General features: G+C 71.7%; 28 protein-coding genes and 1 tRNA gene. 11 read left to right on the top strand and 18 right to left on the bottom strand.

Features of this window, described 5'->3' with window-relative positions:
- Positions 1-118: 118 nt before the first annotated feature.
- Entirely contained in the window at positions 119-1858 is a 1740-nt protein-coding gene (locus ACWEK3_RS26040; RefSeq protein ID WP_450546070.1) for a threonine/serine ThrE exporter family protein, read from the top strand.
- 23 nt (positions 1859-1881) lie between these two features.
- On the opposite strand, the gene ACWEK3_RS26035 is transcribed toward ACWEK3_RS26040, so the two are convergent.
- On the bottom strand, positions 1882-2838 hold the full coding sequence (locus ACWEK3_RS26035; protein WP_453250698.1) for a DedA family protein: 957 nt from the start codon (positions 2836-2838) through the stop codon (positions 1882-1884).
- 161 nt (positions 2839-2999) lie between these two features.
- Between ACWEK3_RS26035 and ACWEK3_RS26030 the strand changes: the two genes are divergently transcribed.
- Positions 3000-3365, top strand: coding sequence for a YbjQ family protein (locus ACWEK3_RS26030; protein ID WP_361414259.1), 366 nt, complete (start codon positions 3000-3002; stop codon positions 3363-3365).
- A gap of 41 nt (positions 3366-3406) precedes the next feature.
- On the opposite strand, the gene ACWEK3_RS26025 is transcribed toward ACWEK3_RS26030, so the two are convergent.
- Positions 3407-4168, bottom strand: coding sequence for a MerR family transcriptional regulator (locus tag ACWEK3_RS26025; protein WP_450546074.1), 762 nt, complete (start codon positions 4166-4168; stop codon positions 3407-3409).
- A gap of 109 nt (positions 4169-4277) precedes the next feature.
- On the opposite strand from ACWEK3_RS26025, the gene ACWEK3_RS26020 reads away from it, so the two are divergent.
- A complete protein-coding gene (locus ACWEK3_RS26020; RefSeq protein ID WP_453250697.1) occupies positions 4278-5561 on the top strand; it encodes an ion channel protein in 1284 nt (427 codons plus the stop codon).
- 145 nt (positions 5562-5706) lie between these two features.
- Complete coding sequence (locus ACWEK3_RS26015) at positions 5707-7119, top strand: glutamate decarboxylase (RefSeq protein ID WP_450546712.1); 1413 nt, start codon at positions 5707-5709, stop codon at positions 7117-7119.
- A 26-nt stretch (positions 7120-7145) separates the two neighbouring features.
- On the opposite strand, the gene ACWEK3_RS26010 is transcribed toward ACWEK3_RS26015, so the two are convergent.
- From ACWEK3_RS26010 to ACWEK3_RS26000, 3 genes are all read right to left on the bottom strand, one after another.
- Positions 7146-7787, bottom strand: coding sequence for a PadR family transcriptional regulator (locus ACWEK3_RS26010; protein WP_361414253.1), 642 nt, complete (start codon positions 7785-7787; stop codon positions 7146-7148).
- A gap of 16 nt (positions 7788-7803) precedes the next feature.
- Complete coding sequence (locus tag ACWEK3_RS26005) at positions 7804-9264, bottom strand: aldehyde dehydrogenase family protein (RefSeq protein WP_453250696.1); 1461 nt, start codon at positions 9262-9264, stop codon at positions 7804-7806.
- 147 nt (positions 9265-9411) lie between these two features.
- Positions 9412-10236, bottom strand: a complete 825-nt coding sequence (locus ACWEK3_RS26000) for a helix-turn-helix domain-containing protein (protein ID WP_453250702.1) — start codon at positions 10234-10236, stop codon at positions 9412-9414.
- Between the two features lie 354 nt (positions 10237-10590).
- Here ACWEK3_RS26000 and ACWEK3_RS25995 point away from each other — a divergent pair, with 354 nt between their 5' ends.
- Positions 10591-11076 carry an ATP-binding protein gene (locus ACWEK3_RS25995; protein ID WP_450546714.1) on the top strand — a complete coding sequence of 162 codons (486 nt, stop codon included), beginning with the start codon at positions 10591-10593 and terminating at the stop codon, positions 11074-11076.
- A gap of 94 nt (positions 11077-11170) precedes the next feature.
- On the opposite strand, the gene ACWEK3_RS25990 is transcribed toward ACWEK3_RS25995, so the two are convergent.
- The 8 genes from ACWEK3_RS25990 to rpmG form a co-directional block, all read right to left on the bottom strand.
- Positions 11171-11437, bottom strand: a complete 267-nt coding sequence (locus ACWEK3_RS25990) for a DUF397 domain-containing protein (RefSeq protein WP_384444274.1) — start codon at positions 11435-11437, stop codon at positions 11171-11173.
- A gap of 146 nt (positions 11438-11583) precedes the next feature.
- On the bottom strand, positions 11584-12048 hold the full coding sequence (locus ACWEK3_RS25985) for an SRPBCC family protein (RefSeq protein ID WP_453250695.1): 465 nt from the start codon (positions 12046-12048) through the stop codon (positions 11584-11586).
- Positions 12049-12116: 68 nt separating this feature from the next.
- Positions 12117-12464, bottom strand: a complete 348-nt coding sequence (locus tag ACWEK3_RS25980; RefSeq protein WP_365430422.1) for an ArsR/SmtB family transcription factor — start codon at positions 12462-12464, stop codon at positions 12117-12119.
- A 28-nt stretch (positions 12465-12492) separates the two neighbouring features.
- A complete protein-coding gene (locus ACWEK3_RS25975) occupies positions 12493-12867 on the bottom strand; it encodes a VOC family protein (protein WP_376397984.1) in 375 nt (124 codons plus the stop codon).
- 82 nt (positions 12868-12949) lie between these two features.
- Complete coding sequence (gene rpsR / locus ACWEK3_RS25970; RefSeq protein WP_450546716.1) at positions 12950-13183, bottom strand: 30S ribosomal protein S18; 234 nt, start codon at positions 13181-13183, stop codon at positions 12950-12952.
- Between the two features lie 4 nt (positions 13184-13187).
- A complete protein-coding gene (locus ACWEK3_RS25965; RefSeq protein ID WP_450546717.1) occupies positions 13188-14372 on the bottom strand; it encodes a CobW family GTP-binding protein in 1185 nt (394 codons plus the stop codon).
- Entirely contained in the window at positions 14369-14623 is a 255-nt protein-coding gene (locus tag ACWEK3_RS25960; RefSeq protein WP_450546718.1) for a type B 50S ribosomal protein L31, read from the bottom strand. The genes ACWEK3_RS25965 and ACWEK3_RS25960 overlap by 4 nt, the downstream gene beginning before the upstream one ends.
- A gap of 8 nt (positions 14624-14631) precedes the next feature.
- Positions 14632-14796, bottom strand: coding sequence for a 50S ribosomal protein L33 (gene rpmG, locus ACWEK3_RS25955; RefSeq protein WP_122616828.1), 165 nt, complete (start codon positions 14794-14796; stop codon positions 14632-14634).
- Between the two features lie 62 nt (positions 14797-14858).
- On the opposite strand from rpmG, the gene rpmB reads away from it, so the two are divergent.
- From rpmB to ACWEK3_RS25935, 4 genes are all read left to right on the top strand, one after another.
- The gene (rpmB, locus tag ACWEK3_RS25950; protein ID WP_450546719.1) at positions 14859-15095 is read left to right on the top strand and encodes a 50S ribosomal protein L28; all 237 of its coding nucleotides are present in this window, start codon (positions 14859-14861) and stop codon (positions 15093-15095) included.
- 50 nt (positions 15096-15145) lie between these two features.
- The gene (rpsN, locus tag ACWEK3_RS25945) at positions 15146-15451 is read left to right on the top strand and encodes a 30S ribosomal protein S14 (protein ID WP_453250694.1); all 306 of its coding nucleotides are present in this window, start codon (positions 15146-15148) and stop codon (positions 15449-15451) included.
- A gap of 75 nt (positions 15452-15526) precedes the next feature.
- Positions 15527-16054 (top strand): hypothetical protein, encoded by a 528-nt coding sequence (locus ACWEK3_RS25940; protein ID WP_453250693.1) that lies wholly within the window; start codon positions 15527-15529, stop codon positions 16052-16054.
- Positions 16055-16143: 89 nt separating this feature from the next.
- Positions 16144-16677 carry a DUF4232 domain-containing protein gene (locus tag ACWEK3_RS25935; protein WP_390872781.1) on the top strand — a complete coding sequence of 178 codons (534 nt, stop codon included), beginning with the start codon at positions 16144-16146 and terminating at the stop codon, positions 16675-16677.
- 10 nt (positions 16678-16687) lie between these two features.
- Here the strand turns inward: ACWEK3_RS25935 and ACWEK3_RS25930 are convergent, their stop codons facing one another.
- Entirely contained in the window at positions 16688-17809 is a 1122-nt protein-coding gene (locus ACWEK3_RS25930) for a DUF2786 domain-containing protein (RefSeq protein WP_450546722.1), read from the bottom strand.
- Between the two features lie 125 nt (positions 17810-17934).
- On the opposite strand from ACWEK3_RS25930, the gene ACWEK3_RS25925 reads away from it, so the two are divergent.
- Together ACWEK3_RS25925 and ACWEK3_RS25920 are read left to right on the top strand one after the other, a co-directional pair.
- Positions 17935-18702 carry a Clp protease N-terminal domain-containing protein gene (locus tag ACWEK3_RS25925; protein ID WP_453250692.1) on the top strand — a complete coding sequence of 256 codons (768 nt, stop codon included), beginning with the start codon at positions 17935-17937 and terminating at the stop codon, positions 18700-18702.
- 59 nt (positions 18703-18761) lie between these two features.
- Positions 18762-20456, top strand: coding sequence for a bifunctional 3'-5' exonuclease/DNA polymerase (locus ACWEK3_RS25920; RefSeq protein WP_453250691.1), 1695 nt, complete (start codon positions 18762-18764; stop codon positions 20454-20456).
- 121 nt (positions 20457-20577) lie between these two features.
- Here the strand turns inward: ACWEK3_RS25920 and ACWEK3_RS25915 are convergent, their stop codons facing one another.
- The 4 genes from ACWEK3_RS25915 to ACWEK3_RS25900 form a co-directional block, all read right to left on the bottom strand.
- Entirely contained in the window at positions 20578-21471 is an 894-nt protein-coding gene (locus ACWEK3_RS25915; protein WP_453250690.1) for a glycosyltransferase family 2 protein, read from the bottom strand.
- Between the two features lie 272 nt (positions 21472-21743).
- Positions 21744-22913: a hypothetical protein gene (locus ACWEK3_RS25910; RefSeq protein ID WP_453250689.1), complete on the bottom strand. Its 1170-nt coding sequence runs from the start codon at positions 22911-22913 to the stop codon at positions 21744-21746.
- Positions 22914-23088: 175 nt separating this feature from the next.
- A complete protein-coding gene (locus tag ACWEK3_RS25905; RefSeq protein ID WP_453250688.1) occupies positions 23089-25395 on the bottom strand; it encodes a SpoIIE family protein phosphatase in 2307 nt (768 codons plus the stop codon).
- A 253-nt stretch (positions 25396-25648) separates the two neighbouring features.
- A tRNA-Thr gene (locus ACWEK3_RS25900) sits at positions 25649-25725 on the bottom strand.
- Positions 25726-25814: the final 89 nt, after the last annotated feature.

Raw genomic sequence — 25814 nt, 5'->3', positions numbered from 1 at the left:
CCCGCGCGTCCCACGGGCCGCACCATCCCCACGGGGGCGGTGCGGCCGTTCGCGTACCTGTACGTCCGTCTGCGCATACTGAGCCTGACGGAAGGTTTCGTTCAGGGAGCATTACTCAGTGACGGACGCGGAGGACCGCAAGCCGCAGTCGGACGAGGCGCGGAGTGCGTTCAGAGTTCCCGCCGGGCCCTCGGTGACCCAGGCGACCCAGGTGATTCCGGTCGTACCGGCGACCGACGGGGAGTCGTCCACGACATCCGAGTTCGCCGTGCCCGAGGGGCTGGCGGCGCTCAGGGCGGGAACCGAGCCGGAGGCCACGTCCGAGTTCGCCGTGCCGGACGGGCTCGACGTCACGTCGCCGGCGGCCGTGGAGCCGGAGGGGTCCGCGTTCAGCACGCCGAAGACCTACAGCGCCCGCCAGGCCCCGCCCGCCTTCACCCCGGCGGGCGGCATCCCGGCGATCGACCTGCACAAGGACGTCCCCTGGCAGGACCGGATGCGCACCATGCTGCGCATGCCGGTGGCCGAGCGGCCGGCGCCCGAACCGGTGCAGAAGGCGGACGAGGGCGGCCCGGCCGTCCCGCGCGTGCTCGACCTGACCCTGCGTATCGGCGAGCTGCTGCTCGCGGGCGGTGAGGGCGCCGAGGACGTGGAGGCGGCGATGTTCGCGGTCTGCCGCTCCTACGGCCTGGACCGCTGCGAGCCGACCGTCACCTTCACCCTGCTGTCGATCTCCCACCAGCCGTCCCTGGTCGACGACCCCGTGACGGCGTCGAGGACGGTACGCCGCCGGGGCACCGACTACACGCGCCTGGCGGCCGTCTTCCGGCTCGTCGACGACCTGAGCGACCCGGAGAACCACCTCTCCCTGGAGGAGGCCTACCGGCGGCTGGCGGAGATCCGCCGCAACCGGCACCCCTACCCCGGCTGGGCGCTGACCGCGGCCGCCGGGCTGCTCGCCGGCACGGCCTCCGTCCTGGTCGGCGGTGACCTGATCGTCTTCGTGGCCGCGGCGCTCGGCGCGATGCTCGGCGACCGGCTCGCGTGGCTGTGCGCGGGGCGCGGGCTGCCGGAGTTCTACCAGTTCACGGTCGCGGCGATGCCGCCCGCCGCGCTCGGCGTCGCGCTCACCGTGGCGCACGTCGACGTGAAGGCGGCCGCCGTCATCACCGGTGGACTGTTCGCGCTGCTGCCGGGGCGGGCGCTGGTGGCGGGCGTGCAGGACGGGCTGACCGGCTTCTACATCACCGCCTCCGCGCGCCTGCTGGAGGTCATGTACTTCTTCGTCGGCATCGTCACCGGCGTCCTGCTGGTCCTGTACTTCGGTGTGAAGCTGGGCGCCGCGCTCGATCCGGACGCCGCGCTCGCCATGAGCCGACGGCCGGTGCTCCAGATCGTCGCCGCGATGCTGCTGTCGCTGACCTTCGCCGTGCTGCTGCAGCAGGAGCGGTCCACCGTGCTGCTGGTGACGCTCAACGGCGGTGTCGCGTGGTCGGTGTACGGCGCCATGCACGACGTCGGCAACATCTCCCCGGTGGCGTCCACGGCCGTGGCGGCGGGCCTGGTGGGCCTGTTCGGGCAGTTGCTGTCCCGCTACCGGTTCGCCTCCGCGCTGCCGTACACGACCGCCGCGATCGGGCCGCTGCTACCGGGTTCGGCGACGTACTTCGGCCTGCTGTCGATCGCGCAGAACCACGTCGACAAGGGACTGGTGTCGCTGGCCAAGGCGGTGTCGCTCGCCATGGCCATCGCGATCGGGGTGAACCTCGGCTCGGAGATCTCCCGGCTGTTCCTCAGGATGCCGGGCGCCGCCTCCGCCGCGGGGCGCCGGGCCGCGAAGCGGACCCGCGGGTTCTGACCCGCGGATCCGGCCGGCACGCCCTACGGGGCGCGGTAGTAGCCGCCGTTGTCCGGGTACTGCGGGTTCTCGTCGTAGTCGCCCTGCTGCTCGCCGTAGGACTGCTGCGGATACGGCTGCTGCTGCGGGTACGCCTGCTGCTGCGGGTACGGCTGCGCGTGCTGCTGGCCGTAGCCGTACTGCTGCTGCTCCTGCTGGGGGGCGTGGTTCCGGTCGCCGTACTGGTGCGGGGGCTCGTGGTGCGGCGGCTCGATGCGGCGCAGGCGGGTCGTGGCGTCGTCCATGACCGGCTGCTGGAACTGCTGCTGGTACGGGGCGGCGGGCTGCTGGTCGGGGGCGGCCGGCTCCTCGGGGGCGTTCTTGGCCTTGGAGCGGGCGCGCAGGAACTCGATGATGATCGGGACCACCGAGACGAGGACGATCAGGATGAGGATCGCCTCGATGTTGTTCTTGACGAAGCCGATGTTGCCCAGCCAGGAGCCGAGGAGCGTCACACCCGCGCCCCACAGCACACCGCCGATGATGTTGAAGATCAGGAACGAGCGGTACCGCATACCGCTGACGCCCGCGATGATCGGCGTGAACGTGCGCACGATGGGCACGAAGCGGGCCAGGACCAGGGACTTCGGGCCGTACTTCTCGAAGAACTCGTGCGCCTTGGTGACGTTCTCCTGCTTGAACAGGCGCGAGTCGGGCCGGTTGAAGAGCGACGGCCCGACCTTCTTGCCGAACATGTAGCCCGCCTGGTCGCCCAGAATCGCGGCGAGGCAGATCAGGCCGATGGCACCCCACAGCGGGAAGTCCAGCTGCTTGGACGTGATCAGCAGGCCGCAGGTGAACAGCAGCGAGTCACCCGGCAGGAAGAAGCCGATGAGCAGACCCGACTCGGCGAAGACGATGAGGAGCAGGCCCCAGATGCCGAACGAGTTGAGCAGGTGGTTCGGATCCAGCCAACTCGGGCCGAGGGCAAGCGTCGTCACGGTTCCGGACTCCTGAGGGGGATGGGGTGTACGGCGTCGAGGTGTCGAGGCGGGGCCTCGTGCGGTGCCGCACAAAGCTACCAACGCAAGGTATACGCCCGAGGTTCCACGGGTGCCCCGGGGATGGCGCTGCGCGGTCCGCTCACGCCAAGCTGTGCGCCATGAACATCGATGAATTCGGCGGCGGCCAGGAGCCCCAGCCGGACGTGCTGGTCGTGACCACGAACGACGTACCCGGTCACCGGGTGGAGAAGGTCATCGGCGAGGTCTTCGGGCTGACGGTCCGCTCGCGGCATCTGGGCAGCCAGATCGGAGCGGGTCTGAAGTCGATGATCGGCGGTGAGCTGAAGGGGCTCACCAAGACGCTGGTGCAGACCCGCAACCAGGCCATGGAGCGGCTCGTCGAGCAGGCACGCGCGCGGGGCGCCAACGCGGTGCTGGCCTTCCGCTTCGACGTGACCGAGGCGGCGGACGTCGGCACGGAGGTGTGCGCCTACGGCACGGCCGTGGTCCTGGCCCGGGAGTGACCGGCGGGGGCCCGGGGGCTACGCCCCGGGCCCCCGGGCTCCTACGCGGTGTGCCGCTCGGCGTTGGCGAGGATCGCCTCGCGCAGGTACGCGGCCAGGCCCGGCCGGATCTTCTCGTAGGTCGCGGTGAAGCGCGGGTCGGCGACGTACATCTGCGCCAGGCAGGTGTGCATCTCGTGCCCGCAGTCGTAGTAGCTGCCGGAGATGAACCGGCGGTGTTCCTCGGCCACGTCCATGGCGGCCTCGGAGCCGGCCGGCGTGCCCGCGTCGAGCAGCGCCGCCATGCGCCGGTGGATCGCGTCCTGCTCCTCGGTGAGCCGCTTCCAGTCCTCCTTGGTGTACGAGGCGGTACGGCGCTGGGACTGCCGGTAGGCCTCGGTGTCGCCCCAGCGCTGCCGGACCTCGTCTGCGTACTGCTCGGGGTCGTGGTCGCCGAAGACCTCGAACCGCTCCTCCGGCGTGAGATCGATGCCCATCCTGCGTGCCTCCATGGCCTTCTCCACGGCCGCGGCCATCTTCTTCAGCTTCTCGATCCGGGCGGTCAGCAGCTCGTGCCGGCGGCGCAGGTGCACGCCGGGGTCCGCCTCCGGGTCGTCGAGCAGGGCCGCGACCTCCTCGAGCGGGAAGCCGAGCTCCCGGTAGAACAGGATCTGCTGCAGCCGGTCGAGATCCGCGTCGCCGTAGCGCCGGTGACCCGCGTGGCTGCGCTCGCCCGGGACGAGCAGGCCGATGTCGTCGTAGTGGTGCAGGGTGCGCACCGTCACTCCGGCGAATCCGGCGACCTGTCCCACGGAGTAGCTCACTTCCGCTCCTTTCTCGGTACGCGGTCCACGGTGGCTCCTCACGCCACGTGAGGTGCAAGCGTGTTTCGCTCCGGATGTTGTGTCGCTTTCGTCCGCTTATCGTGAGCCCGTGGCCCAGGACACCGCACAGCAGGCACCGACCGCCCCGGCGACCCCGGCCCGCGCCCTGCTGCCGCAGCTCCTGCCCGCACTGGCCGTCGGGGTCGGCTCCAGTCTGCTGTTCCTGCTGGTGAGCGGGCTGGCGGAGCAGTTACAGGCGGTTTTGTGGGAGAGCCTGCCCGATGCCCTGGGCATCGGGCGCTACTCGGTGGTGTGGATGCTGGTCGTGCTCACCGCGACCGGCGTCCTGGTGGGGCTCGTGGTGTGGAGGGCGCCGGGGCACGCGGGCCCGGACCCGGTGACGCTGGGCCTGACGGCTGCCCCGGTGGCGCCGGGCGTGCTGCCGGGGCTGCTGGTGGCCGCCATGCTGATGCTGGCCGGCGGGCCGAGTCTCGGCCCCGAGAACCCCATCATCATGGCGAACGTGGCGCTGGCGTTGGCGCTGGGCCGTCGGCTGCTGCCCCGGCTGCCGGACGCGCTGTGGCCGGTGCTGGCGGAGGCGGCGACGATCGGCGCCCTGTTCGGCACCCCGGTGGCCGCCGCGCTCGTCATCTCCGAGGCGCTGGCCGGGCGGCCGACGAAAGGAGCGCTGTGGGACAGCCTCTTCGCGCCGCTGGCCGCCGGGACCGCGGGCGCCATGACGACCGCGCTGGTCTCCCGCCCCACCTTCGACCTGGGCCTTCCTCCCCTCGGCCGGCCGCACGGGGGCGACCTCCTGGCCGCGCTGGCGATCGCCTCCGCGGCCGCGCTGCTCGGCCTGCTCGCCGTGTACGCCTTCCCCTACGTCCACCGCGCCTTCTCCCGGCTCGGGCACCCGATGCTGGCGCTTCCCGCCGGTGGGCTCGTCCTCGGCCTGCTGGCGGCGCTGGGCGGTCCCCTCACGCTCTTCAAGGGGCTGTCGGAGGTCACGGAGCTGACCCGCGACCCCGGCGCCTGGACGGCGGGGCAGTTCGCGACCATGACCGTGGTGAAGCTGGCCGCGCTGCTCGTCGCCGCGTCCTGCGGGTTCCGCGGCGGGCGGATCTTCCCGTCCGTGTTCATCGGCGCCGCGTTCGGGCTGACCGCGCACGCCCTCGTGCCCGCCGTGCCCGAGTCGCTCGGCGTGACGGCGGGCGTACTGGGCATGCTCCTGGCCGTCACCCGGCAGGGCTGGGTGAGCCTGTTCACGGCCGCGGTCCTCGTGTCCTCTCCGACCATCCTCGCCCTGCTGTGCGCCGCCTCGCTGCCGGCCTGGCTGCTGGTGACCGGCAGGCCGCTGATGCAGCTCGGGAAGGACGGCAAGGCGATCCGCTGACCGGCCCTCGCGCCCCGCGCGCACGACGACTCCCCCGACTCCGCTCCCCCGCTCCCGGCCCCTCGAACACCCCCGGCCCCTGGAACCCGCCACCCCTAAAACCCATCGATCGCCTCGATCCCGTAGATCCCGTAGGAGACAGCCCATGCCGCTGCACCAAGGACACGAGAAGCCCGACGAGCGCCCCCTGTCCGTCAACCCCTTCTACGGGGAGGCGAATCCGGCCGTCGAGATGGCCGAGGCACCGCCCAAGCACCGGCTCGCCGACGCGCCCCTGCCGCCCTCGACGGCTTACCAGCTCGTGCACGACGAGCTGATGCTGGACGGCAACTCCCGGCTGAACCTGGCCACGTTCGTCTCGACCTGGATGGAGCCGCAGGCCGGTGTCCTGATGAACGAGTGCCGCGACAAGAACATGATCGACAAGGACGAGTACCCGCGCACCGCCGAACTGGAGCGGCGCTGTGTGGCGATGCTCGCCGACCTGTGGAACGCGCCGGATCCCTCGGCCGCCGTGGGCTGTTCGACGACCGGGTCGAGCGAGGCGTGCATGCTCGCCGGGATGGCGCTGAAGCGGCGCTGGGCGCAGCGCAACGCCGACCGCTACCCCGGCCGAGACGCGCGCCCGAACCTCGTCATGGGCGTCAACGTCCAGGTGTGCTGGGAGAAGTTCTGCAACTTCTGGGAGGTCGAGGCCCGCCAGGTGCCCATGGAGGGCGACCGCTACCACCTCGACCCGCGGGCCGCCGCCGAGCTGTGCGACGAGAACACCATCGGGGTCGTCGGCATCCTGGGCTCCACCTTCGACGGCTCCTACGAGCCGATCGCCGACCTGTGCGCGGCCCTGGACGCCCTCCAGGAGCGCACGGGACTGGACATCCCGGTGCACGTCGACGGCGCCTCGGGCGGCATGATCGCGCCCTTCCTCGACGAGGACCTGGTCTGGGACTTCCGGCTCCCGAGGGTGGCCTCGATCAACACCTCGGGGCACAAGTACGGGCTGGTGTACCCGGGCGTCGGCTGGGCACTGTGGCGGGACCAGCAGGCGCTGCCCGAGGAGCTGGTCTTCCGGGTCAACTACCTGGGCGGCGACATGCCGACCTTCGCGCTGAACTTCTCCCGGCCCGGCGCGCAGGTGGTCGCCCAGTACTACTCGTTCCTGCGGCTGGGCCGCGAGGGCTACCGGATGGTGCAGCAGAGCACCCGGGACGTGGCCCGCCACCTCGCCGAACGGATCGAGGCGCTCGGCGACTTCCGGCTGCTGACCCGCGGCGACCAGTTGCCGGTGTTCGCCCTCACCACGGCGCCGGAGGTCCAGGCCTTCGACGTCTTCGACGTCTCCCGGCGGCTGCGCGAGAACGGCTGGCTGGTGCCCGCGTACACCTTCCCGCCGAACCGGGAGGACCTGTCCGTCCTGCGCGTGGTCTGCCGCAACGGGTTCTCGGCGGACCTCGCCGAGCTGTTCCTCGAGGACCTGAAGCGTCTGCTGCCCGAACTGCGCCGCCAGCCGCACCCGCTGATCCGGGACAAGAACGCGGCCACCGGCTTCCACCACTAGGGCCTCTCGTTCGGATCACGTTGGGCTCAGCGGTCGTCCTCCGGATGGCGCTCGCCCGTCGCGTACGGGTTGCGCTCGCCCTCGGCCAGGACGCCGACGAACGGCTCGCCCTCGCCGGCGAAGGTGTAGGCGCCGCGTTCCAGGCGGCCGATCAGTCCCCGGGTCCACGCGGCGTCGGAGTCGGCCGTGTGGACCCACAGGTTCATGATCTCGCCGATGTGGCCGAGCTGTTCTGGGCCGTCCTCGGGGACGTAGTGCTCGGTGACGGACGTCCGCCACTGCTCGATCCGCCGGATCCGCTCCTCCAGCAGGGCGATCGCCTCGGCCCTGGGCAGGTCCACGAGGAAGCCGATGGCCGCGGACTGGACGTCCGCCTTCTGACCGTAGGAGACCAGGGCCTCCCGCAGCAGCCGGAAGTACTCCTCGGTGCCGGCATCGGTGATCTCGTACTCCGTGCGGGGCGGGCCGCCGGCCGTGGACGGGGCGGTCTCGTGCGCTTGCAGCAGCCCTTGCCCGGCCATCTGCTTCAGGGCGTGGTAGATCGAGCCGGGCTTGGCGTTGGACCACTCGTGCGCGCCCCAGTACTCCAGGTCGCCCCGCACCTGGTAACCGTGGGCCCGCCCGTGCTGGCGGACGGCGCCCAGCACGAGGAGACGGATCGCTGACATGGGCTCCAGGTTAGGGCTAGAACGGGAACCCGCTCCGGCCGTGCTGTACCGAGATCCACTTCAGTGTGGTGAAGGCGTCCGGGGTCGTCTCGCCGTTCAGGCGGCCGACGCCGGAGTGCTTCTCGCCGCCGAAGGGGACGAGCGGCTCGTCGTGGACGGTGCCGTCGTTCACGTGGAACATGCCGGTGTCGATCTGCTTGGCGAAGGCCACGCCCCGCTCGACGTCCGCCGTGTGGACGGCACCGCTGAGGCCGTACGGGGTGTCGTTGACGATCCGGACCGCCTCCTCCTCGCCGTCGAACGGGATGACGAAGGCGACCGGGCCGAAGACCTCCTGACGGAGCAGGGAGGAGTCGGCGGGCAGGTCCGTCAGGACCGACGGCTCGACGAGGTTGTCGGTGGTGGTGCCGCGCAGCAGGGCCGTGGCCCCCTCGGCGATCGCCTGCTCGACGGCGCCCGACACCGCGTTCGCCTGGGTGGAGTTGATCACCGGGCCGATGACGGTGTCCGGGTCGCGCGGGTCGCCGACCTTCAGCGACCTCACCTTGGCGACGAACTTCGCGGTGAACTCCTCGGCCACCGAGCGGTCCACCATGATCCGGTTGGCGGCCATGCAGACCTGGCCCTGGTGGACGTACCGGCTGAAGACGGCCGCGTCGACCGCGTAGTCGAGGTCGGCGTCGTCCAGGACCACGACCGCGCTGTTGCCGCCGAGTTCCAGGACCGAGCGCTTGAAGTGGGAGGCGCAGACGGTGGCGACGTGCCGGCCGACCTTGTCGGAGCCGGTGAAGGAGATGACCTTGGGGACGGGGTGCTCGATGAACGCGTCGCCGATCTCGGCGATGTCCGTGATGACGACGTTGAGCAGACCGCCAGGCAGACCCGCGTCCTCGAAGATCTTCGCGACCAGGGAGCCTCCGGTGACCGGGGTGTTCTGGTGCGGCTTGAGCACCACGCCGTTGCCGAGGGCGAGCGCCGGGGCGACCGACTTCAGCGACAGCAGGAACGGGAAGTTGAAGGGGCTGATGACGCCCACGACACCGACCGGCACCCGGTAGACGCGGTTCTCCTTGCCGTCGACCGGGGACGGCAGGATCTTGCCCTCGGGGCGCAGCGCCAGGCGGGTCGACTCGCGCAGGAACTCCTTGGCGAGGTGCAGCTCGAAAGCGGCCTTCAGACGGGTGCCGCCGAGCTCTGCGATGATCGCGTCGGCGATCTCCGACTCCCGCTCCTCGACCAGCCGCAGCGCCTTCTCGAAGACGGCCCGGCGGGCGTAGGCGTTGGTCGCGGCCCACTCCTTCTGGGCGCGGGCGGCCGCGCGGTAGGCCTGATCCACCTCGTCGACCGTGGCTATGGTGATCGAGGCCAGCTTCTCCCCGTCGTACGGGTTGAAGTCGATGATGTCCCAGGAGCCGGTCCCGGGGCGCCATTCGCCGTCGATGTACTGCTGGGCCAAGTCGGTGAAGTAGGACGACATGTGCTCCCTCGATCCCCTGCTGTCGAGACGGTCGAAGCAGTCGGAGCCCGATCAACCCCCGATCACTTCTTCACGGTCTGATCACGCGTCATCGTACTTGCGACCGAACGGAGTTGGGGGCCCCTGCAGGTTTCCGAGGGGTTTTCCCTAGGTGAGCTGGAGCAGCCCGCGCAGCAGGTCGCGGCTCTCGCCGGGGCCGGGTCCGTCGTGCTGGATTTCCTCCAGCGTCCTCTCGTACTGGGCGACGTCCTCGGGCTTGTCCAGGTAGAGGGCGCTGGTGAGCTGCTCCAGGTAGACCACGTCCGACAGGTCGGACTCGGGGAAGCTGAGGATGGTGAAGGCGCCGGACTCGCCGGCGTGCCCGCCGAAGCTGAACGGCATGACCTGAAGCCGTACGTTGGGCTGCTCCGAGATCTCGATCAGGTGCTGCAACTGCCCGCGCATCACGTCGCGGTCGCCGTAGGGCCGGCGCAGGGCGGCCTCGTCGAGGACGATGTGGAGGTCGGGCGCGTTCTCCGAGACGAGGTGCTTCTGCCGCTCCATGCGCAGCGCCACCCGCCGCTCCACGTCGGCCTCGCTCGCGCCCTGCATACCGCGCCGGACCACCGCCCGCGCGTACGCCTCGGTCTGCAGCAGCCCGTGCACGAACTGCACCTCGTAGACGCGGATCAGCGACGCCGCGCCCTCCAGTCCCACATAGGTGGGGAACCAGCTGGGCAGGACGTCGGAGTAACTGTGCCACCAGCCCGCGACGTTGGCCTCCTTGGCGAGGGAGAGCAGCGAGGTGCGCTCGGCCTCGTCCGTGATGCCGTACAGGGTCAACAGGTCTTCCACGTCTCGGGTCTTGAAGCTCACCCGGCCCAACTCCATCCGGCTGATCTTCGATTCCGAGGCGCGGATCGAGTACCCGGCCGCCTCGCGCGTGATCCCACGCGCTTCGCGCAGCCGCCTGAGTTGCGAGCCGAGCAGCATGCGCCGCACCACCGATCCGGGCTCTCCCGCGCTCACGTTCGCCAGCCTCCCCAACCGTCTTCAAGGCCCGAAGTCTGCCACTAATTCACTCCGAGCTGTACTCGCGTGATTACGGAAACGGAAAGAGATCAAGGAATCCGCACGGCGGCAACCGGGCAGGAGACCGGCGGATGACGAGAAGATGGCGGAAAAAATGGCCAGTAAGCGGTACGGGAAGGTCCAATTCGGTCGCGTGCACGTGCATCTGCCCTTGCATCTGCTGTACGCATCCGAAACCATGGTCGTGCGCCACCGCTGCATCGCAACGACCGCGGATTACCGGGAGTGCCTCGCATGGGGACGAATGGATCGACCATGCTCGAGCCGTTACGGCAGGGCCTTCCCCCGCTGGATCCCGCGGCCGTGTCCAGCGCCGCCTCCTGCGCACTGGCCGCCCGCTACGAAGCGGTGCGTGAGGCAAGGCAGTTCACCCGCACGACGCTCGACCGGTGGGAGCTGGGCGACCGGTTCGACGACGTCTGCCTGGTGGTCTCCGAGCTGGTCACCAACGCCCTGCGGCACGGCCTGCCGGCGCCCTCGGCGTCGTCGGCGCACTCGTGCGACCACGATTCGCCCGTGCGGCTGCACCTGCTGCAGTGGACCGGGCGACTGGTGTGCGCGGTGCGCGACCCCAGCCGGGAGAGCCCGGTCGCCCGTGAGACGGACGACTTCTCGGCGGAGTCGGGCCGCGGCCTCTTCCTGGTCGACTCCTTCAGCGACAGCTGGGGCTGGCACCCACTGACCGGCACCCTGAACGGCAAGGTGGTCTGGGCGCTCTTCCGGCTGCCACCCGCCGAATGACGCACCGAAGCCCTTTTCGACGCCACGGTTCTACGCGCGTTACCCCGTGTCGCGCACCGATCGCACCGAGTCGCGCACCTGCTTCGAGGCCACGTCAGCCCGCTATCAGGTGGTCGAACTCCCCGTCCTTGGCGCCCAGCAGCATCGCCTCGATCTCCGCGCGCGTGTAGACGAGCGCGGGACCGTCGGGGAAGCGGGAGTTGCGCACCGCCACATCTCCGCCCGGCAGCCGCGCGAACTCCACGCAGGAGCCCTGCGAGTTGCTGTGCCGGCTCTTCTGCCAGGCCACTCCGTGCAGCCGCGCGGCCGCCATGCCGTTGTACACGTCGCCCCCGTACCCGCCCTCAACGTCGTGGTCCACAGGTCGCTCCCCGGTGGTGCACTGGCTGGTGTGGCCATTGATGCATCGGTCAACTGATCGGGATCATAGCCCTGTTCAACATGCAGATGCATGAGCAGATGCACGTGCACGGGGAGTGGTTCAGCGGTTACAGCCCTGATTCCGCCTCACCCGAGCCGCTCGAGCGTCTGCCCCAGAACGCACAGGACATGCGAGCGCCAACCCCCGTCCATGATCTTCCGCGCCATCATCTGTGCCGGGTCGTCCGGATCGAATCCGTCGTGCACCAGGAAGAGACGCGTCCCGCGGCCTTCCTGTTCCAACGTCCATGTGAGCGTCCAGTCCGCGGGATTGGCCGGACCGGCGTCCCTCCACCGGACGGCCAGCATCCGCTCGGCGTCGTAGGCGAGAACCTCCACGTCGACGACGCCGGAGAAGTTGGAGATGGGCCGCGGGACGGAGGTCATCCGGTAGCGGTGGCCGACCTGGAGGCGGAAGTCCGCGGCACCCGGCATCTGCCACTGCGCGAGCAGCGAGGGCTCGGTGAGGGCCCGCCAGACCTTGGCCGGCGGGTGCGGGTAGAACTGGTCGACGCGGATCGTGGTGAGGTCGTCGTCGTGGTCGGTACTCATGTGCGGTCGTGCCTGTGTGGTCGTCGTGGGGGCCGACGCCCCGGTGCGGTCACCGCAAGGATCGGGGCTCAGGTGCGGTCGTCGTCGGGCATACGGTCCAGCAGCGCGCCGAGTTCCTTCATCCGGCCGCGCCAGAACCGCTCGTACGGGTGGAGCCAGTCCTGCACCTCGGCCAGCGGGGCCGCCTCCAGGCGGTAGATGCGCTGCCGTCCGGAGCGCTGCTCGGAGACGAGGCCGGCCTCCCGGAGCACCTTGAGGTGTTCCGAGAGGCTGGGGCGACGCATGGCGAAGCGGTCGGCCAGGTCCTGGACGGGCTGGGGTCCCTCCTCGCGCAGCAGCCGCAGCACCTCGCGGCGGGTGGCGTTGGCGAGCGCGGCGAAGACGCGGTCCTCCGCGGCGGTACCCGTCCCCTTCATAGGGTGCTCGTCCCGTTCATGGCGGCGGTCAGAAACCTTCCTTCTCGGTCAACAGCATCAGACCGTTGCCGTCGGGGTCCGTGAAGGAGGCCATGCGGCCCCAGGGCAGCTCGTCCGGGCCCTGCACGGAGACCCCCGCCTGCGCGAGCCGCGCGCAGTCGGCGTCGACATCGGTCGTGACCAACATGATCCCCCGTGCCGATCCGGGCTCGAAACCCCCCATCCCCGGCCCGGAGAGCGTGAAGACCGTCTGCGCGCCGGCGGGTGCCACCTGGAGCCAGCGGCCCTGGGGCATGTCCCGGTCGGCGACGGTCTCGAAGCCGAGGACGTCCGTGTAGAAGCGCAGTGCGCGGTCCTGGTCGCCGACGGGGAGGGTGACGAAGGAGGCGTGAGTGATGTTCATGCGAACGAGATTAGGTAGGAGATTCCCTACGCGTCAACCGTAGGGAATCTCCTACCTGTTGCCGTGTGCGCCGCCGCCCGGGTCAGCGTGCGGAGTACGGCAGCAGTGCCATCTCCCGCGCGTTCTTGATCGCCCGCGCCAGCAGCCGCTGCTGCTGGGCCGTGACCCGGGTGACCCGGCGGCTGCGGATCTTGCCGCGGTCGGAGACGAACCTCCGCAGCAGATCGGTGTCCTTGTAGTCGATGTACGAGATCCCGGCCTGTTCCAACGGGTTGGGGCGGGTCTTGGCGGGCTTGCGGTCGCTCTTGCGGGGCATCGGGTCAGACCTCCAGGAGGGTGTCGAAGGCGGACGCCAGGCCCCTCCAGGCCTCGCGCCCGGCGGCGTACTCGGCGTCGGTCAGCAGGCAGGACTCCAGCAGCCGTTCGAGGCCGTCGCGGTCGAGACCGGGGGACGTGAAGACGAGGTGCTGGCAGCGGTCGCCGTGCTCCGGGTGCCAGTCCAGTGCGGCGGCGGCCCGGCGCACCGGCGGGACCAGGTCCCAGGCCGCGTCCGGCAGGGCGGCGAGCCACGGGCCCGCGCCCTCCACGCACAGCGCGCCACCGGCGGCGTCCCAGTGGAGGAGCGTGTCGGGCCGGTCGGCCAGCCAGAACCGGCCCCGGCTGCGCGCGGCGGCGCAGGTCAGGTCCTCCAGTGCCGCGTACAGCCGCTCCGGGTGGAAGGGACGGTGGCGGCGCCAGACCAGCGTCGAGACACCGTGCGCGTCGGCCTCGGCGGGCAGCAGCGCGCACGCCGGGTGCTGGGCCGCCGCGGCCGCCTCGACGTCGAATCCGGCGAGGGCGGCGCGGACCAGCTCCGAACGCGGAGCGGTCTCCGGCGTACGTGCCGGGGCGGGGGTGGCGCCCGCCGGGTCGCCGTGGCCGATCGGGGCCCGGCGGGCCGTCGGGTGCAGTTGTGCCAGCAGTTCGCGGTCCTCGTCGTCGGCCTCCGGGGAGTCGGCGACGGCGAGCACGGACGCGTACTCCAGCTGCCGGGCGAAGGTGTCGGCGACGGTCCGCTGGTCGGTGGCGGCCGCGGCGAGCCCGCCGTCGGACAGATCGTCGCCGTTGCCGAGGTACGGCAGGACGAGGGCCGGGTCGACGGCGGTGACCACGCCGGTGACGGTGAGCCCGCCGGCCACCACCACCTCGGCCATCGCCTTGGGCTCCACGGAGTCCCACAGCTCGACCACCGCGAGCGGGGCGTGTCCGGCGGCGGCGATCCCGCGCAGCTCCGGCACCAGGTCCTCACGCAGCGCGCAGCACGCGCAGTCGTTGACCAGGGGCGTCTCGCCGCGGGACAGCACTCCGGAGGTGTCCCGGACGGTCCGCACGACCATGCCCGCGGGGGCCGTCGCCAGGTCATGGTGGAGCGCGACGCTCCCGGGCACCTCGGCGAGGAGACGCGCGACTGCCGCCTTCCGGGCGTCGGCGTGCAGCCCGCCGACGATCACCACCGACAGACTCACGCCCCGCCCCGCTTCCCGTACCGGCGCTCGAAGCGCTCCACGCGCCCGGCGGTGTCCAGGACGCGGGCGGTGCCGGTGTAGAAGGGGTGGCTGACGTTCGAGATCTCGACGTCGACGACGGGGTAGGTGCGGCCGTCCTCCCACTCGATCGTCTTCTCGCTGGTCATCGTCGAGCGAGTGAGGAAGGCGTGCTTCGCGGCGCGGTCACGGAAGACGACGGGACCGTAGGCCGGGTGGATTCCGTTGCGCACGGCGGACCTCAGCGCTCCTCTCGGAAGTCGACGTGCCGGCCGGCGACCGGGTCGTACTTGCGCAGGGTCAGCCGGTCCGGGTCGTTGCGGCGGTTCTTGCGGGTGACGTAGGTGAAGCCGGTCCCTGCGGTGGACCGGAGTTTGACGACCGGGCGGAGTTCGTTGCGTGCCATGCCGCTATGCTACTGAAAATGAATTCCATTTACATCACCGATCGAGGAGAGGTGCGTCACCCGTGTCCGCCCACTGCATGCTGACCGGCGCCCGGCCCGGCTTCGGCAACCACATCTCGCACTCCCACCGGCGGACGTCCCGCCGCTTCGACCCGAACATCCAGACCAAGCGCTACTGGCTGCCGGGCGAGGGCCGCCACGTGCGGCTGCGGCTGAGCGCGAAGGCGGTCAAAACCGTCGACACGATCGGCGTCGAGGCAGCCGTGGCGCGCATCCGCGCGCGCGGGGTGAAGGTCTGAGGAACCGGAGTCACCCGAGGAACCTGAAGAACGAAGAACAGGGAGACACCATGGCGAAGAAGAGCAAGATCGCGAAGAACGAGAAGCGGCGGCAGATCGTCGAGCGGTACGCCGCCCGCCGTGCCGAGCTGAAGGAGACCATCCGAAGGCCGTCCTCGACGCCGGACGAACGACTCGCCGCCGAGCGGGAGTTGCGCGGGCAGCCGCGGGACGCGAGCGCCACGCGCGTACGCAATCGCGACCAGACCGACGGCCGGCCGCGTGGTTACCTGCGCACCTTCGGCCTGTCCCGGGTGAGCCTGAGGGCGCAGGCACACGCCGGGCATCTGCCCGGGGTCCGAAAGGCCTCCTGGTAGGGACCGGTCCTGATAGCTTGCTGCGGTCGTACCGGCCGCCGGGCGGCCGACCGGTCAGAGCTTGGGGGCTTTCCGATGACTGCGGCGATCAGGGCGGCCAAGGCGGCGGCGACCGGGACGGGCGCGGCGACGCGGATCGCGGCCGCGGTCCTGCTCGGCGCGCTCGCCCTCACCGGGTGCGACAGCGGCGGCTCCGGCACCACGGACAAACCATCCGCCACCCCGGGCGCGAGCGCGACCGCGAGCGACGATGACAGCGGCGGCGCGGCCGGTACGGGCGGGCCGACCGCCAAGGGGGATGGCGTGGAGGGAAGTTGGCTCGCCACCACCGGCGGCAAGGCCGTGGTCCTGATCGTCACCGGCAGGCAGGCCGCGCTCTTCTCGACCGACCGGACCATCTGCACAGGCACGGCGGTCGAGGAGGGCACGAGGCATGTGATCCGCCTCGACGCGTGCAAGGCCCGTACGACCGGCACGGTGGACTCCGTCAACAAGACCACGCTCCGCGTTACCTGGGAGGGTGGTCTCGGCACGGAGACGTACACCCGGTCGGCGGGCGGGGCACTACCGTCGGGCCTGCCGACGGCGAGCCTGGGCTCCTGACGCGCGGAGCCGATCGCGGGGCGGGCAACCGCGCCGCCTGCTCGTGCGTGATGATCCTCGGGCATCGTCACGATCCAAGGGACCAGTTCATGCGCGCCATTCCGATTCCGATCACCGTCACCGCCCTCGCCGCGGCCCTCCTGCTCACCGCCTGCGACAGCGGGGGCAGCGGCACCGGCTCCGGGGACAAGAAAACCGGCAGCACGGCCTGCCGGATCAGCGAGGTCGGGGTTCAGGTCGGTCCGGCCAACGCCGCGCCCGCTGCCGGGGACACGGGCAATGTGCCCGTCACCGTCACCAACCGGGGTGCGCGGTGCACCCTGGAGGGCTTCCCGGGCGTCACCCTGTCCGCCGGCAAGGTCACGGCGGCCGTCCCGCAGGACACGTCCGGCAAGCCTCAGAAGCTCACTCTCGCCAAGGACGACACGGCGTCCTTCACCCTCACCTACGTGCGGGGCAAGGAGGCCGACGCCAAGAGCCTCGCGGTGACCTCACTGAAGCTCAGCCTGCCCGGAGCTTCCGACAGCCAGGATTTCCCGTGGTCCTACGGCCCGGTCCAGGGCAGGAAGAACGTGGGCGACCCGGACGCGTCGGTGACCGCCCTTCAGCAAGCCGGCGACTGACCGGCGCCGTTCACGCGGGTGGCGCGGCACGCCCGCCGAGTGGCGGGCGGGACTTCACCTGGGCCCGGTCCGCCGCCCGGGCGCCCTCCGTCCACCCCGCCGTGTCGCTCACCCCGCGCAGCCGGGTGGTGGTCGTCTCCGGGAACAAGCGGTCCACGCGGCCGGTGACCGCGACGTCCCGGCTCGCCAGGACGGGCAGCAGGTCCGCGGTCACCTGGGTCTCGGCGGCGGCCTCCAGGCGGGCGCCGGCGCGGTGGGCGTAGGCGGCGAGGAAGGACTGCCGGAAGGTCTTGGTCCGCTTGCGCCCGCCCGCTCGCTGGGCGGCCTCCGCCCTGGTCATCGCCGTCGTGGCCTGGACCAGCAGGGAGGCGTAGAGCAGCTCGACCGCTTCCAGGTCGGCCTCGAAGCCGACGACGGTGGAGAACGCGAGGGCCTCGTTCCACACGGCGCGGCAGCGGTTCGCGGTGGCGACGGCGTCCAGCAGCACGGCCTTGGCCTGCTCGTACGGCGGCTCGACACCGATCCGGCAGGCGCCGGGTGCGTCGGGCGACGGGGCGCGGGCGGCGAGCAGCGCCTCGTCGACGCTGTGCCGCGCCATCAGTTCCTGCGCCTTCGCGCTCAGCGCCTCCGCCTCCTCCGGATACCCGGTCGCCTCCGCCTTGGCGAGCAGCGCCCGGATCCGGGTGAGCATGCGGGACTCGGTCCGGGGCACGGGCGCGGGCTCGTCCAGAGGTTCGAGCGCGGGGAGCCGCAGCAGCAGGCGGTAGAGCTCCAGGACGGCGGTGGCATCCGAGAAACGGTCGGCGCGGGGCGGTTCCCCGGGCGGCAGTCCGTCGAGCTGGGCGGCCCAGCGCGGGCCGCGCGGCCGGTCGTCGGCCGCCTGTGCGCGGACGAGCGCCGCGAGCAGCCGCACATGGACCTCGTCGAGCTCCCGCCGCACGATCCGGGCGACATCGGCGGGCTGCCAGCCGCGCTGCCACGCCGTCGCCACGAACTCCTGCCCGCGCCGGGAGAGTTCGGCGTCCGCCGCGGGATCGGCCGCCAGCAGGGAGGCGCCGGTGTCGAGGGCGTCGTCGGAGGGTGCATACAGGGCGGCACGGAAGGCCCGGTCGACGGTGCTGGACGTACTCACCGCTCGATCCTGCCATGAGGCGCGCGCGACTCTGTCCACACCCTGTGGACAAACCCGCCGCAGAGCATTTCCATGAGTGTCAACTTCGGGTTGACACTCCCAGAGGCGCAACCTACGGTTGACACATGACGAACCCCACCATCAGGTCGAGCGTCCGTCTGGACGACCTCATCTCGGCCATCAAGAAGGTCCACCAGGAACCCCTCGAACAGCTCCAGGACGCCGTACTCGCCGGCGAGCACCTCGGCGAGGTGGCGGACCACCTCATCGGGCACTTCGTCGACCAGGCCCGCCGCTCCGGCGCCTCCTGGACCGACATCGGCAGGAGCATGGGCGTCACCCGGCAGGCCGCGCAGAAGCGGTTCGTGCCCAAGGAGTCGGCCGACCTCGACCCCAGCCAGGGCTTCAGCCGCTACACGCCCCGCGCCCGCAAGGTGGTCATGGCCGCCCATGAGGAGGCCAAGGCCGCCGGGAGCGCCGAGGGAACGCCCGCGCACCTGGTCCTCGGGCTGCTCACCGAACCGGAGGCCATGGCCGCGCAGGCCGTCAAGGCCCAGGGCGTCACCCTGGACGCCGTCCGCGAGGCCGCGACCGCCGCCCTGCCGCCCGCGTCCGCCGCCGCTCCCGAGCTGGTCCCGTACGGCTCGGCCGCCAAGAAAGCCCTGGAACTCACCTTCCGCGAGGCCCTGCGCCTCGGCCACAACTACATCGGCACCGAGCACATCCTGCTGGCCCTGCTGGAGCTGGAGAACGGCGAGGGCGTCCTCAGCGGCCTGGGCCTGGACAAGACACGCACCGAGGAGTACGTCGCGGCGGCCTTGGCGGAGCTGGTGAAGGACCGCGCCCGGCAGGACGAGGACCAGGAGCCGCACGACGGCGGACAGGACGGCTGACCGCACTCCCGAGCAGCGGGCCGGAGCCGTTGTCAGACCCGCCTGCGACACTCGCCGACATGACCGACCGGTGGGCTCTGGCACCGGCCGAGGACGGCGGCGCCGAGGTCGCCCCCCTCGGCCGGGACGGCCTGCCCTCCGGTCCGGTGCACCGTGCCGCCGACCTCGCGGAGGCGGTCCGCGGCAGACCGAACGTCACACGATGGGTGTGGCGGTCCACCGCAGAGGTCTATCCACGCCTGCTCGCCGCGGGCGTACGGGTGGAGCGGTGCTACGACATCGAGGACGCCGAGACGCTCCTCCTCGGCCACGAGGGGCGCCACGGCGAGCCCCGCTCGGCCGCCGCCGCCCTGGCCAGGCTGCGCGGCGGCCCCGTACCGCCGGACCCGCCGCACCGGTCCGCCGAACCCGGCGCGCAGTCCTCGCTCTTCGAACCGCAGGGCGTGCGTCTGCCGCTGGCGGACCTGATCACGGTCTACGCCGAGCAGCAGCGGCGGCACGAGCGAGCCGAGCATCCCGACCGCATGCGCCTGCTGACCGCAGCCGAGTCGGCGGGCACGCTGGTGGCGGCCGAGATGAACCGCGCGGGCCTGCCCTGGCGCGCGGACGTGCACCGCGAGGTGCTGCACGAACTGCTCGGCGAGCGGTACGCGGGTGGCGGCGAGCCCCGCCGCCTGGCCGAACTCGCGGACGAGGTGTCCGCTGCCTTCGGCCACCGGGTACGGCCGGATCTGCCCGCCGACGTGGTCAAGGCCTTCGCCCGGGCCGGGATCAGGGTGAAGTCCACCCGCCGCTGGGAGCTCAGGTCCGTCGACCACCCGGCCGTCGAACCCCTGCTGGAGTACAAGAGGCTGTACCGGATCTGGGTCGCCCACGGCTGGTCCTGGCTCCAGGACTGGGTGCGGGAGGGGCGGTTCAGGCCGGAGTTCCTCGCCGGCGGCACGGTCACCGGCCGCTGGGTGACCAACGGCGGGGGCGCCCTTCAGATCCCCAAGGTCATCCGCCGGGCCGTCGTGGCCGACCCCGGCTGGCGCCTTGTCGTGGCCGACGCCGCCCAGATGGAGCCGCGGGTGCTGGCGGCGATCTCCCGCGACCCGGGGCTGATGGAGGTGGCGGGCCGGGACGCCGACCTCTACCAGTCGGTGTCCGACCGGGCCTTCTCCGGCGACCGCGCCCAGGCGAAACTCGCCGTGCTCGGGGCGGTCTACGGGCAGACCTCCGGCGACGGCCTGAAGAACCTCGCCGCCCTCAGACGCCGCTTCCCGAAGGCGGTGGCGTACGTCGACGAGGCCGCGCGGGCCGGTGAGGAGGGCCGGCTCGTACGGACCTGGCTGGGCCGCACGTGTCCCCCGGCCGCCGGGACGACCGAGGACGCGACCGGGGAGGCGGGCCTCCCGCAGGAGGACCCGGCCGCCGCGCCACCCGCCGATCAGGGCTGGATGCCGGGGTACGCCTCCACCAACTCCCGCGCCCGAGGCCGCTTCGCCCGCAACTTCGTCGTACAGGGCAGCGCCGCCGACTGGGCCCTGCTGCTGCTCGCGGCGCTGCGCCGCACCTGCCGGGACATGGCGGCCGAGCTGGTCTTCTTCCAGCACGACGAGGTGATCGTGCACTGCCCGAAGGAGGAGGCGGACACGGTCGTCGAGGCGATCCGGCGGGCCGCGGAGGTGGCGGGGCGGCTGACGTTCGGCGAGACCCCGGTGCGGTTTCCGTTCACGACGGCGGTGGTGGAGTGCTACTCCGACGCGAAGTGAGCGGCCCCGGGCCGCGAGCGGACCCCGCACGGACCCCGGCGGCCGTGTTCCGGTGGGCCGGACCGGCTCGTACCCGTGTCAGCGGCGGCGGTCCGGTGAGCCGGACGGGGGTCGGGCCGGGTCAGACGACCGGCGGGCGGCCGAGCCGGGTCAGCCGCCACACGGTCCGCCAGCGCATGGGTCGCCGCTCCCCCGCCGGCTCGCGCAGCCCCTCCACGAACCCGCCGAACCAGGCCCGCAGCCCGGCGAGCGAACGGGTCCGCGCCAGGGTGAGCAGCGTCCACACGCCGAGGTGCACCGGGATGAGCGGGAGCGGCAGCCGCCGCCGGACCAGCCAGACCCGGTTGCGGGCGGTGACCCGGTAGTAGATCGCGTGCCGGGCGGGCGAGGTCTTCGGATGCCGCAGGAGCAGCTCCGGCGCGTAGAGGATCTTCCAACCGGCATCGGCGGCACGCCAGGCCAGGTCGGTCTCCTCGTGCGCGAAGAAGAACTCCGCGGGCCAGTCCCCGGTCTGCTCCAGCATCGCCATCCGCAGCGCGTGCCCGCCGCCGAGGAACCCGGTGACGTACCCGCCCCGCATCGGGTCCGATCCGCCGATCCGCGGTACGTGCCGCTGCTGGGTCTCGCCGCACTCGTCGGCGATGCGGAAGCCGACGATGCCGAGGCGCGGGTCGGCGGCGTACAGATCCCGTACCCGGCGCAGTACGTCGGCGTCGACCAGGAGCCCGTCGTCGTCCAGCTCCACGACCACGTCGACGTCCCCGAACTCCCGCAGCCGGGCCAGGGCGGCGTTGCGCCCGCCGGGGCAGCCGAGGTTCTCGTCGAGATCGACCGCCGTGACCTCACCGGGCAGGGACAGCCGGCGGGCGAACTCGGGCAGCCGGCACCCGTTACCGACGATCACGATGCGCGCGGGCGCGAGATCCTGCTTGGCCACGGACTCCAGCAGGGCGTCGACCTCGGCAGGCCGGTTGCCCATGGTCACCACCGCGACCGCGATCCTCGGCTCCACCACGGCCCTCATCCCATCCGACGACAACGGCGCCCGCACGGCGCCCCTCGTTCACCAGGATGTCGCCCGGGCGGCGCCGGTTGCTCTGACGCCACCTCACTTTGCGGCCTCTTACCCCCGCCTCACCGCAACCCTCCCGGAACCGGTACGAAAAACGCACGCCATGCCGTGAGTCCGTCAGCCGCCCGGGTGATGTCCGCGAAATTCCGTGCGGTCACCCGGTCGGTGTTGTCCGGCGAAAGATGCCCGGGAGATCCGGTTCAGCCGCAGGCCTCTCAGGGGTGGGCGGGGCTCTCGGCGGAGGGTGCGGCTTCGGGGACGTCGTCGGCATGGCCGGACACGGTCAGCCGCAGCGTCGTGGCGGCCACGACTCCCGCCACCAGACCGCAGGTCAGGGCGGCGGGAACGCCGTCCCCGAGGCCCGCGGACAGGTACGTCAACCCCCAGCGCAGGCCCGCCCCGTCCGTCGCCATCCGCAGCGGCTGGCTCGCCAGCAGCCCGAGGACGGTCGCGCACACCGCGCCGACCGCCATCGCCGGGACGGTGGCCCGGGTCAACAGCACGGGCAGCCACCGCAGCGCCCACCACACCACCACGAGCAGCAGTACGTCGGGCAGCCGGTGCAGGAACCAGTCGCCGAACGGCGCGCCCGCCGGTCCCGCCCAGCCGCCGAGCAGCAGCCACTCGCGCAGCAGCTCACCCGGCTCGGCGAACAGCCCACCGACCGGGTCGAACCTCTGGATGGCGGCTGCCACCGACTGGTACGAGAGGACGACCAGGGACAGCGCGATGATCGCGGTTCCGGCAGTGGCGGAAAGGCGGGCGGCGCGCGCCGGGACGGCCTGCCGCGGCAGCGGACCGGCGCCCTTCGCGGTGATCCGGGCCGCGAACACCGTCCCCACCGCCGCGACCAGCGCGGTCACCACCAGGATCTGCCGCCCGGACGAGATCGTGCCCGCCAACTGGGGCAGGAAGCGGTAACTGCCGCGCCCCTGCGAGGCGATCAGCCACGGCGCGGAGACGGCCACCGCCAGGGTCCCCGCCACCAGGCCCCAGGCCCACACCGCGAGCAGCGTGGCGGGCAGCCGGCCGTGCACCGGCGGCAGCCTGCGGACCAGGTGCAGCGCGCCGGGCACGAAGAAGGCGAACACCGCGCCGAAGCGGATCTGCATCGCGGTGTGGTGAAGCACCAGGTAGCGCGCTCCGTCCGGCTCAGGCGTGCCGTTGCCCCAGTCGGACGCCCCGGCACCGAACCGCACGACGTTCGGAGGGTCGTACGACCAGGGGGTGAGCCAGTGTTCGAGTTCGGCGGCGGTCCGGCCGCCGATCGCGTCGGCGGTGCCCGCCAGGTGCAGCGCCTGCACGCTCGCCCCCGCCCACCACAGCAACGCCGTGATCAGCAGACCCCCGACCAGCGCCGGTATCGCCGCGCGCCGATACGTCATGACCGTCCCCCGCCCTTGTCCGCGCCTTCCGCGCATCCCACAGCCGGGCGGTGACACTACGGCTCCCCGATCACATGCGGATCACGGCAGGCGGCCCGACCGGGCGCTCGCCGACCCCCGGGATCCAGGAGACGACACGAAAGGCAGGGTCACTGCTCCGGCTCGGAAGGCGGGGTCACAGCTCCGAGTCGGACGGCAGCAGGTCGTCCAGAGACAGGCCCTCCACGGCCAGGCCCTCCACCGGCAGACCCTCCACCGGCAGGGCCTGCTCGCACCAGATGGTCTTGCCGTCGCGGGCGTGGCGGGTGCCCCAGCGCTGGGTGAGCCGGGCGACCAGCATCAGGCCGCGTCCGCCCTCGTCGAAGATGCGGGCCTGGTGCAGATGCGGGGCGGTACTGCTGGCGTCGGAGACCTCGCAGATGATCGTCCGGTCGTAGATGAGCCGCATCTGTATGGGGGGCTGGCCGTACCGGATCGCGTTGGTGACCAGCTCGCTCACCACCAGCTCGGTCACGAAGCCGATCTCCTCCAGGCCCCAGGTCGCCAGCAGGCTGGCGGTCCGAGCGCGGATCCGGGCCACTTCGGCCGGTTCCGCGGCGATGTCCCAGGTGGCGACCCGCGTCTCGTCCAGGGCGTGCGGCCGGACCAGCAGCAGTGCCGCGTCGTCGGCCGGGGGCTCGGGCAGCAGCGTCTTGACCACGTGGTCGCACAGCGCTTCCAGCGAGGCGCACGGCTCGGTCAGTGCCTCGCGCAGTTCTTCCAGCCCCGCTTCCAGGTCGCGCTGCCGGGATTCGACCAGTCCGTCGGTGTAGAAGGCGAGCAGGCTGCCCTCCGGCACCTCCAACTCCACCGTCTCGAACGGCACGCCGCCGACACCGAGCGGCGGCCCGGAGGGCAGGTCGAGGAAGTCGGCGCTGCCGTCCGGGGCCACGATGATGGGCACCGGATGGCCGGCACCGGCCAGGGAGCAACGCCCGGCCACCGGGTCGTACACCGCGTACAGGCAGGTGGTTCCGACGTCCACGGCGCCTCCGCGTGCCGGGTCGGCGCCGTCTTCGGCGCCCGACTCCGCGGACTGCCGGCTCACCAGGTCGTCCAACCGGGTGAGCAGCTCCTCCGGGGTGGGATCGACATCGGCGAGGGTGCGCACGGCCGTACGCAGCCTGCCCATGGCCGCGGCGGCGTGGATGCCGTGGCCGACCACGTCCCCGACCACCAGCGCGACCCGGGCACCGGAGAGTCCGATCACGTCGAACCAGTCGCCGCCGACCCCGGCGCGGGGTGCGGCGGGCAGGTACCGGGAGGCGGCCGACACCGCCGAGTGCTCGGGCAGTTGCTGCGGCAGCAGACTGCTCTGCAGGGTACGAGCGATCTCGTACTGGTTCTCCAGCGCCGCGGCCTTCTCGATGCTCGCGGAGGCCAGCTGGGCGAGCTGGACGAGGATCGCCTCGTCGTCGGCCGTGAAGTCGCTGCCGTCCTGCTTGTCGGAAAGCTGGATCAGACCCAGGTTGCGACCGTCGGTGCCGATCAGCGGGACGGCCAGCCAACCGCGCATCGGCGGATGAACGGCGGCGTAGGAGCCGAAGCCCCGCCAGGCCGGATGGGCCTCCAGCTCGTCCTGGGTCATCCGCATCGGCCGGTTGTCCTTGCACACCAGGACATAGATCCCCTCTCCGACCGGGGGCGCGTCGAAGAAGCGGTACTCGCCGTACTTGTCCGACAGGGAGACCGCGTTGATCGCCTGGGCCCAGCGGAGGTTCGTGGTCATGCTGGTGACCGACTGGTGCGTGCCCACCAGCGACCTGGCCTCCTCGGTGACCGTCTGGAGGGCGTAGTCCAGTGAGGGCGCGGCATTGATCCGCAGACCGGCCCGGGCCAGGTCCTGCAACTGCTGGGACCGTCTGTGCTCGACCACGGCGGCGGCGGCGGCCTGCTCGTAGAGCCGACCGCGTTCGGCCGCGTCCAGCCGCAACCCGATCTCGCTCATCACCGAGGCGCCCAGTTGCTCCAGGGCGCGCCGCTGCTCCTTGTCCCACAGCCGCGGCCGGGTGTCGATCACGTACAGCGCGCCGACCGACAGCTCCTCCAGCAGCAGCGGCACGCCCAGGTACGCGCGCATGCCGGTGGCGGCGACCGCGCGGTCGGACCGGTGTGCGGAGTCGCTCCGCACATCGTCGATGACCAGCGGTCGGCCGGACACCACCACCTCGGAGCAGAAGCCCCAGTCGACCCGCTCCTGCTCCCCGTGCCGCGGTACGGCTCGGCCGACCCCGCCCCTGATGAACTGCCGGTCCGCCCCGGCCAGACTGATCAGGGCCATTCGGGTGTCCAGCAGCCGTACGGCCAGGCACACGGACCGGGCGAAGGCGTCCCTGGTCAGCTCGTCGACCGCGCGGACGGCGTCCACCGCGGCCAGCCGTGAGGGCTCGCGCAGCACCGTGGCAGGGTTCGGCGGGCTGCCCGCCTTACCGAGCTCGGCCATGACCCCTCCGCGCCTGCTGTGTGAGTACGCACCCCGCTCGGATCCGTGGTCCAGGGCCTTGGCCCGGGGCCGCCAGGCCGCCCGAAGATCTCGCATGCGCCCTCGTGGCTTCCACCGAGGCCTGGACGTTCCGACCGGGGAGTCACCCTTGCCTGATTTCAAAAGTACGCCTGCCCGTCGCGGCGGCGAACTCGGCCGGGAACCACGGAACGACGAAGGACCAGCTGGGAATGTTCCCAGCTGGTCCTTCGGATGGAGCCGCTTTCGGGATTCGAACCCGAGACCTACGCATTACGAGTGCGTTGCTCTGGCCATCTGAGCTAAAGCGGCGCGCTGCCGCATCATGATGCGATCGGCAACTTCGGTAAGTCTACACAGTTCCCGGGGGTGCTTCGCACACGCCCCGGGGCGCCCCTGGG

The sequence above is a fragment of the Streptomyces sp. NPDC004721 genome (genome assembly GCF_053601495.1).
This window is presented reverse-complemented; position numbering and strand designations above follow the sequence as displayed.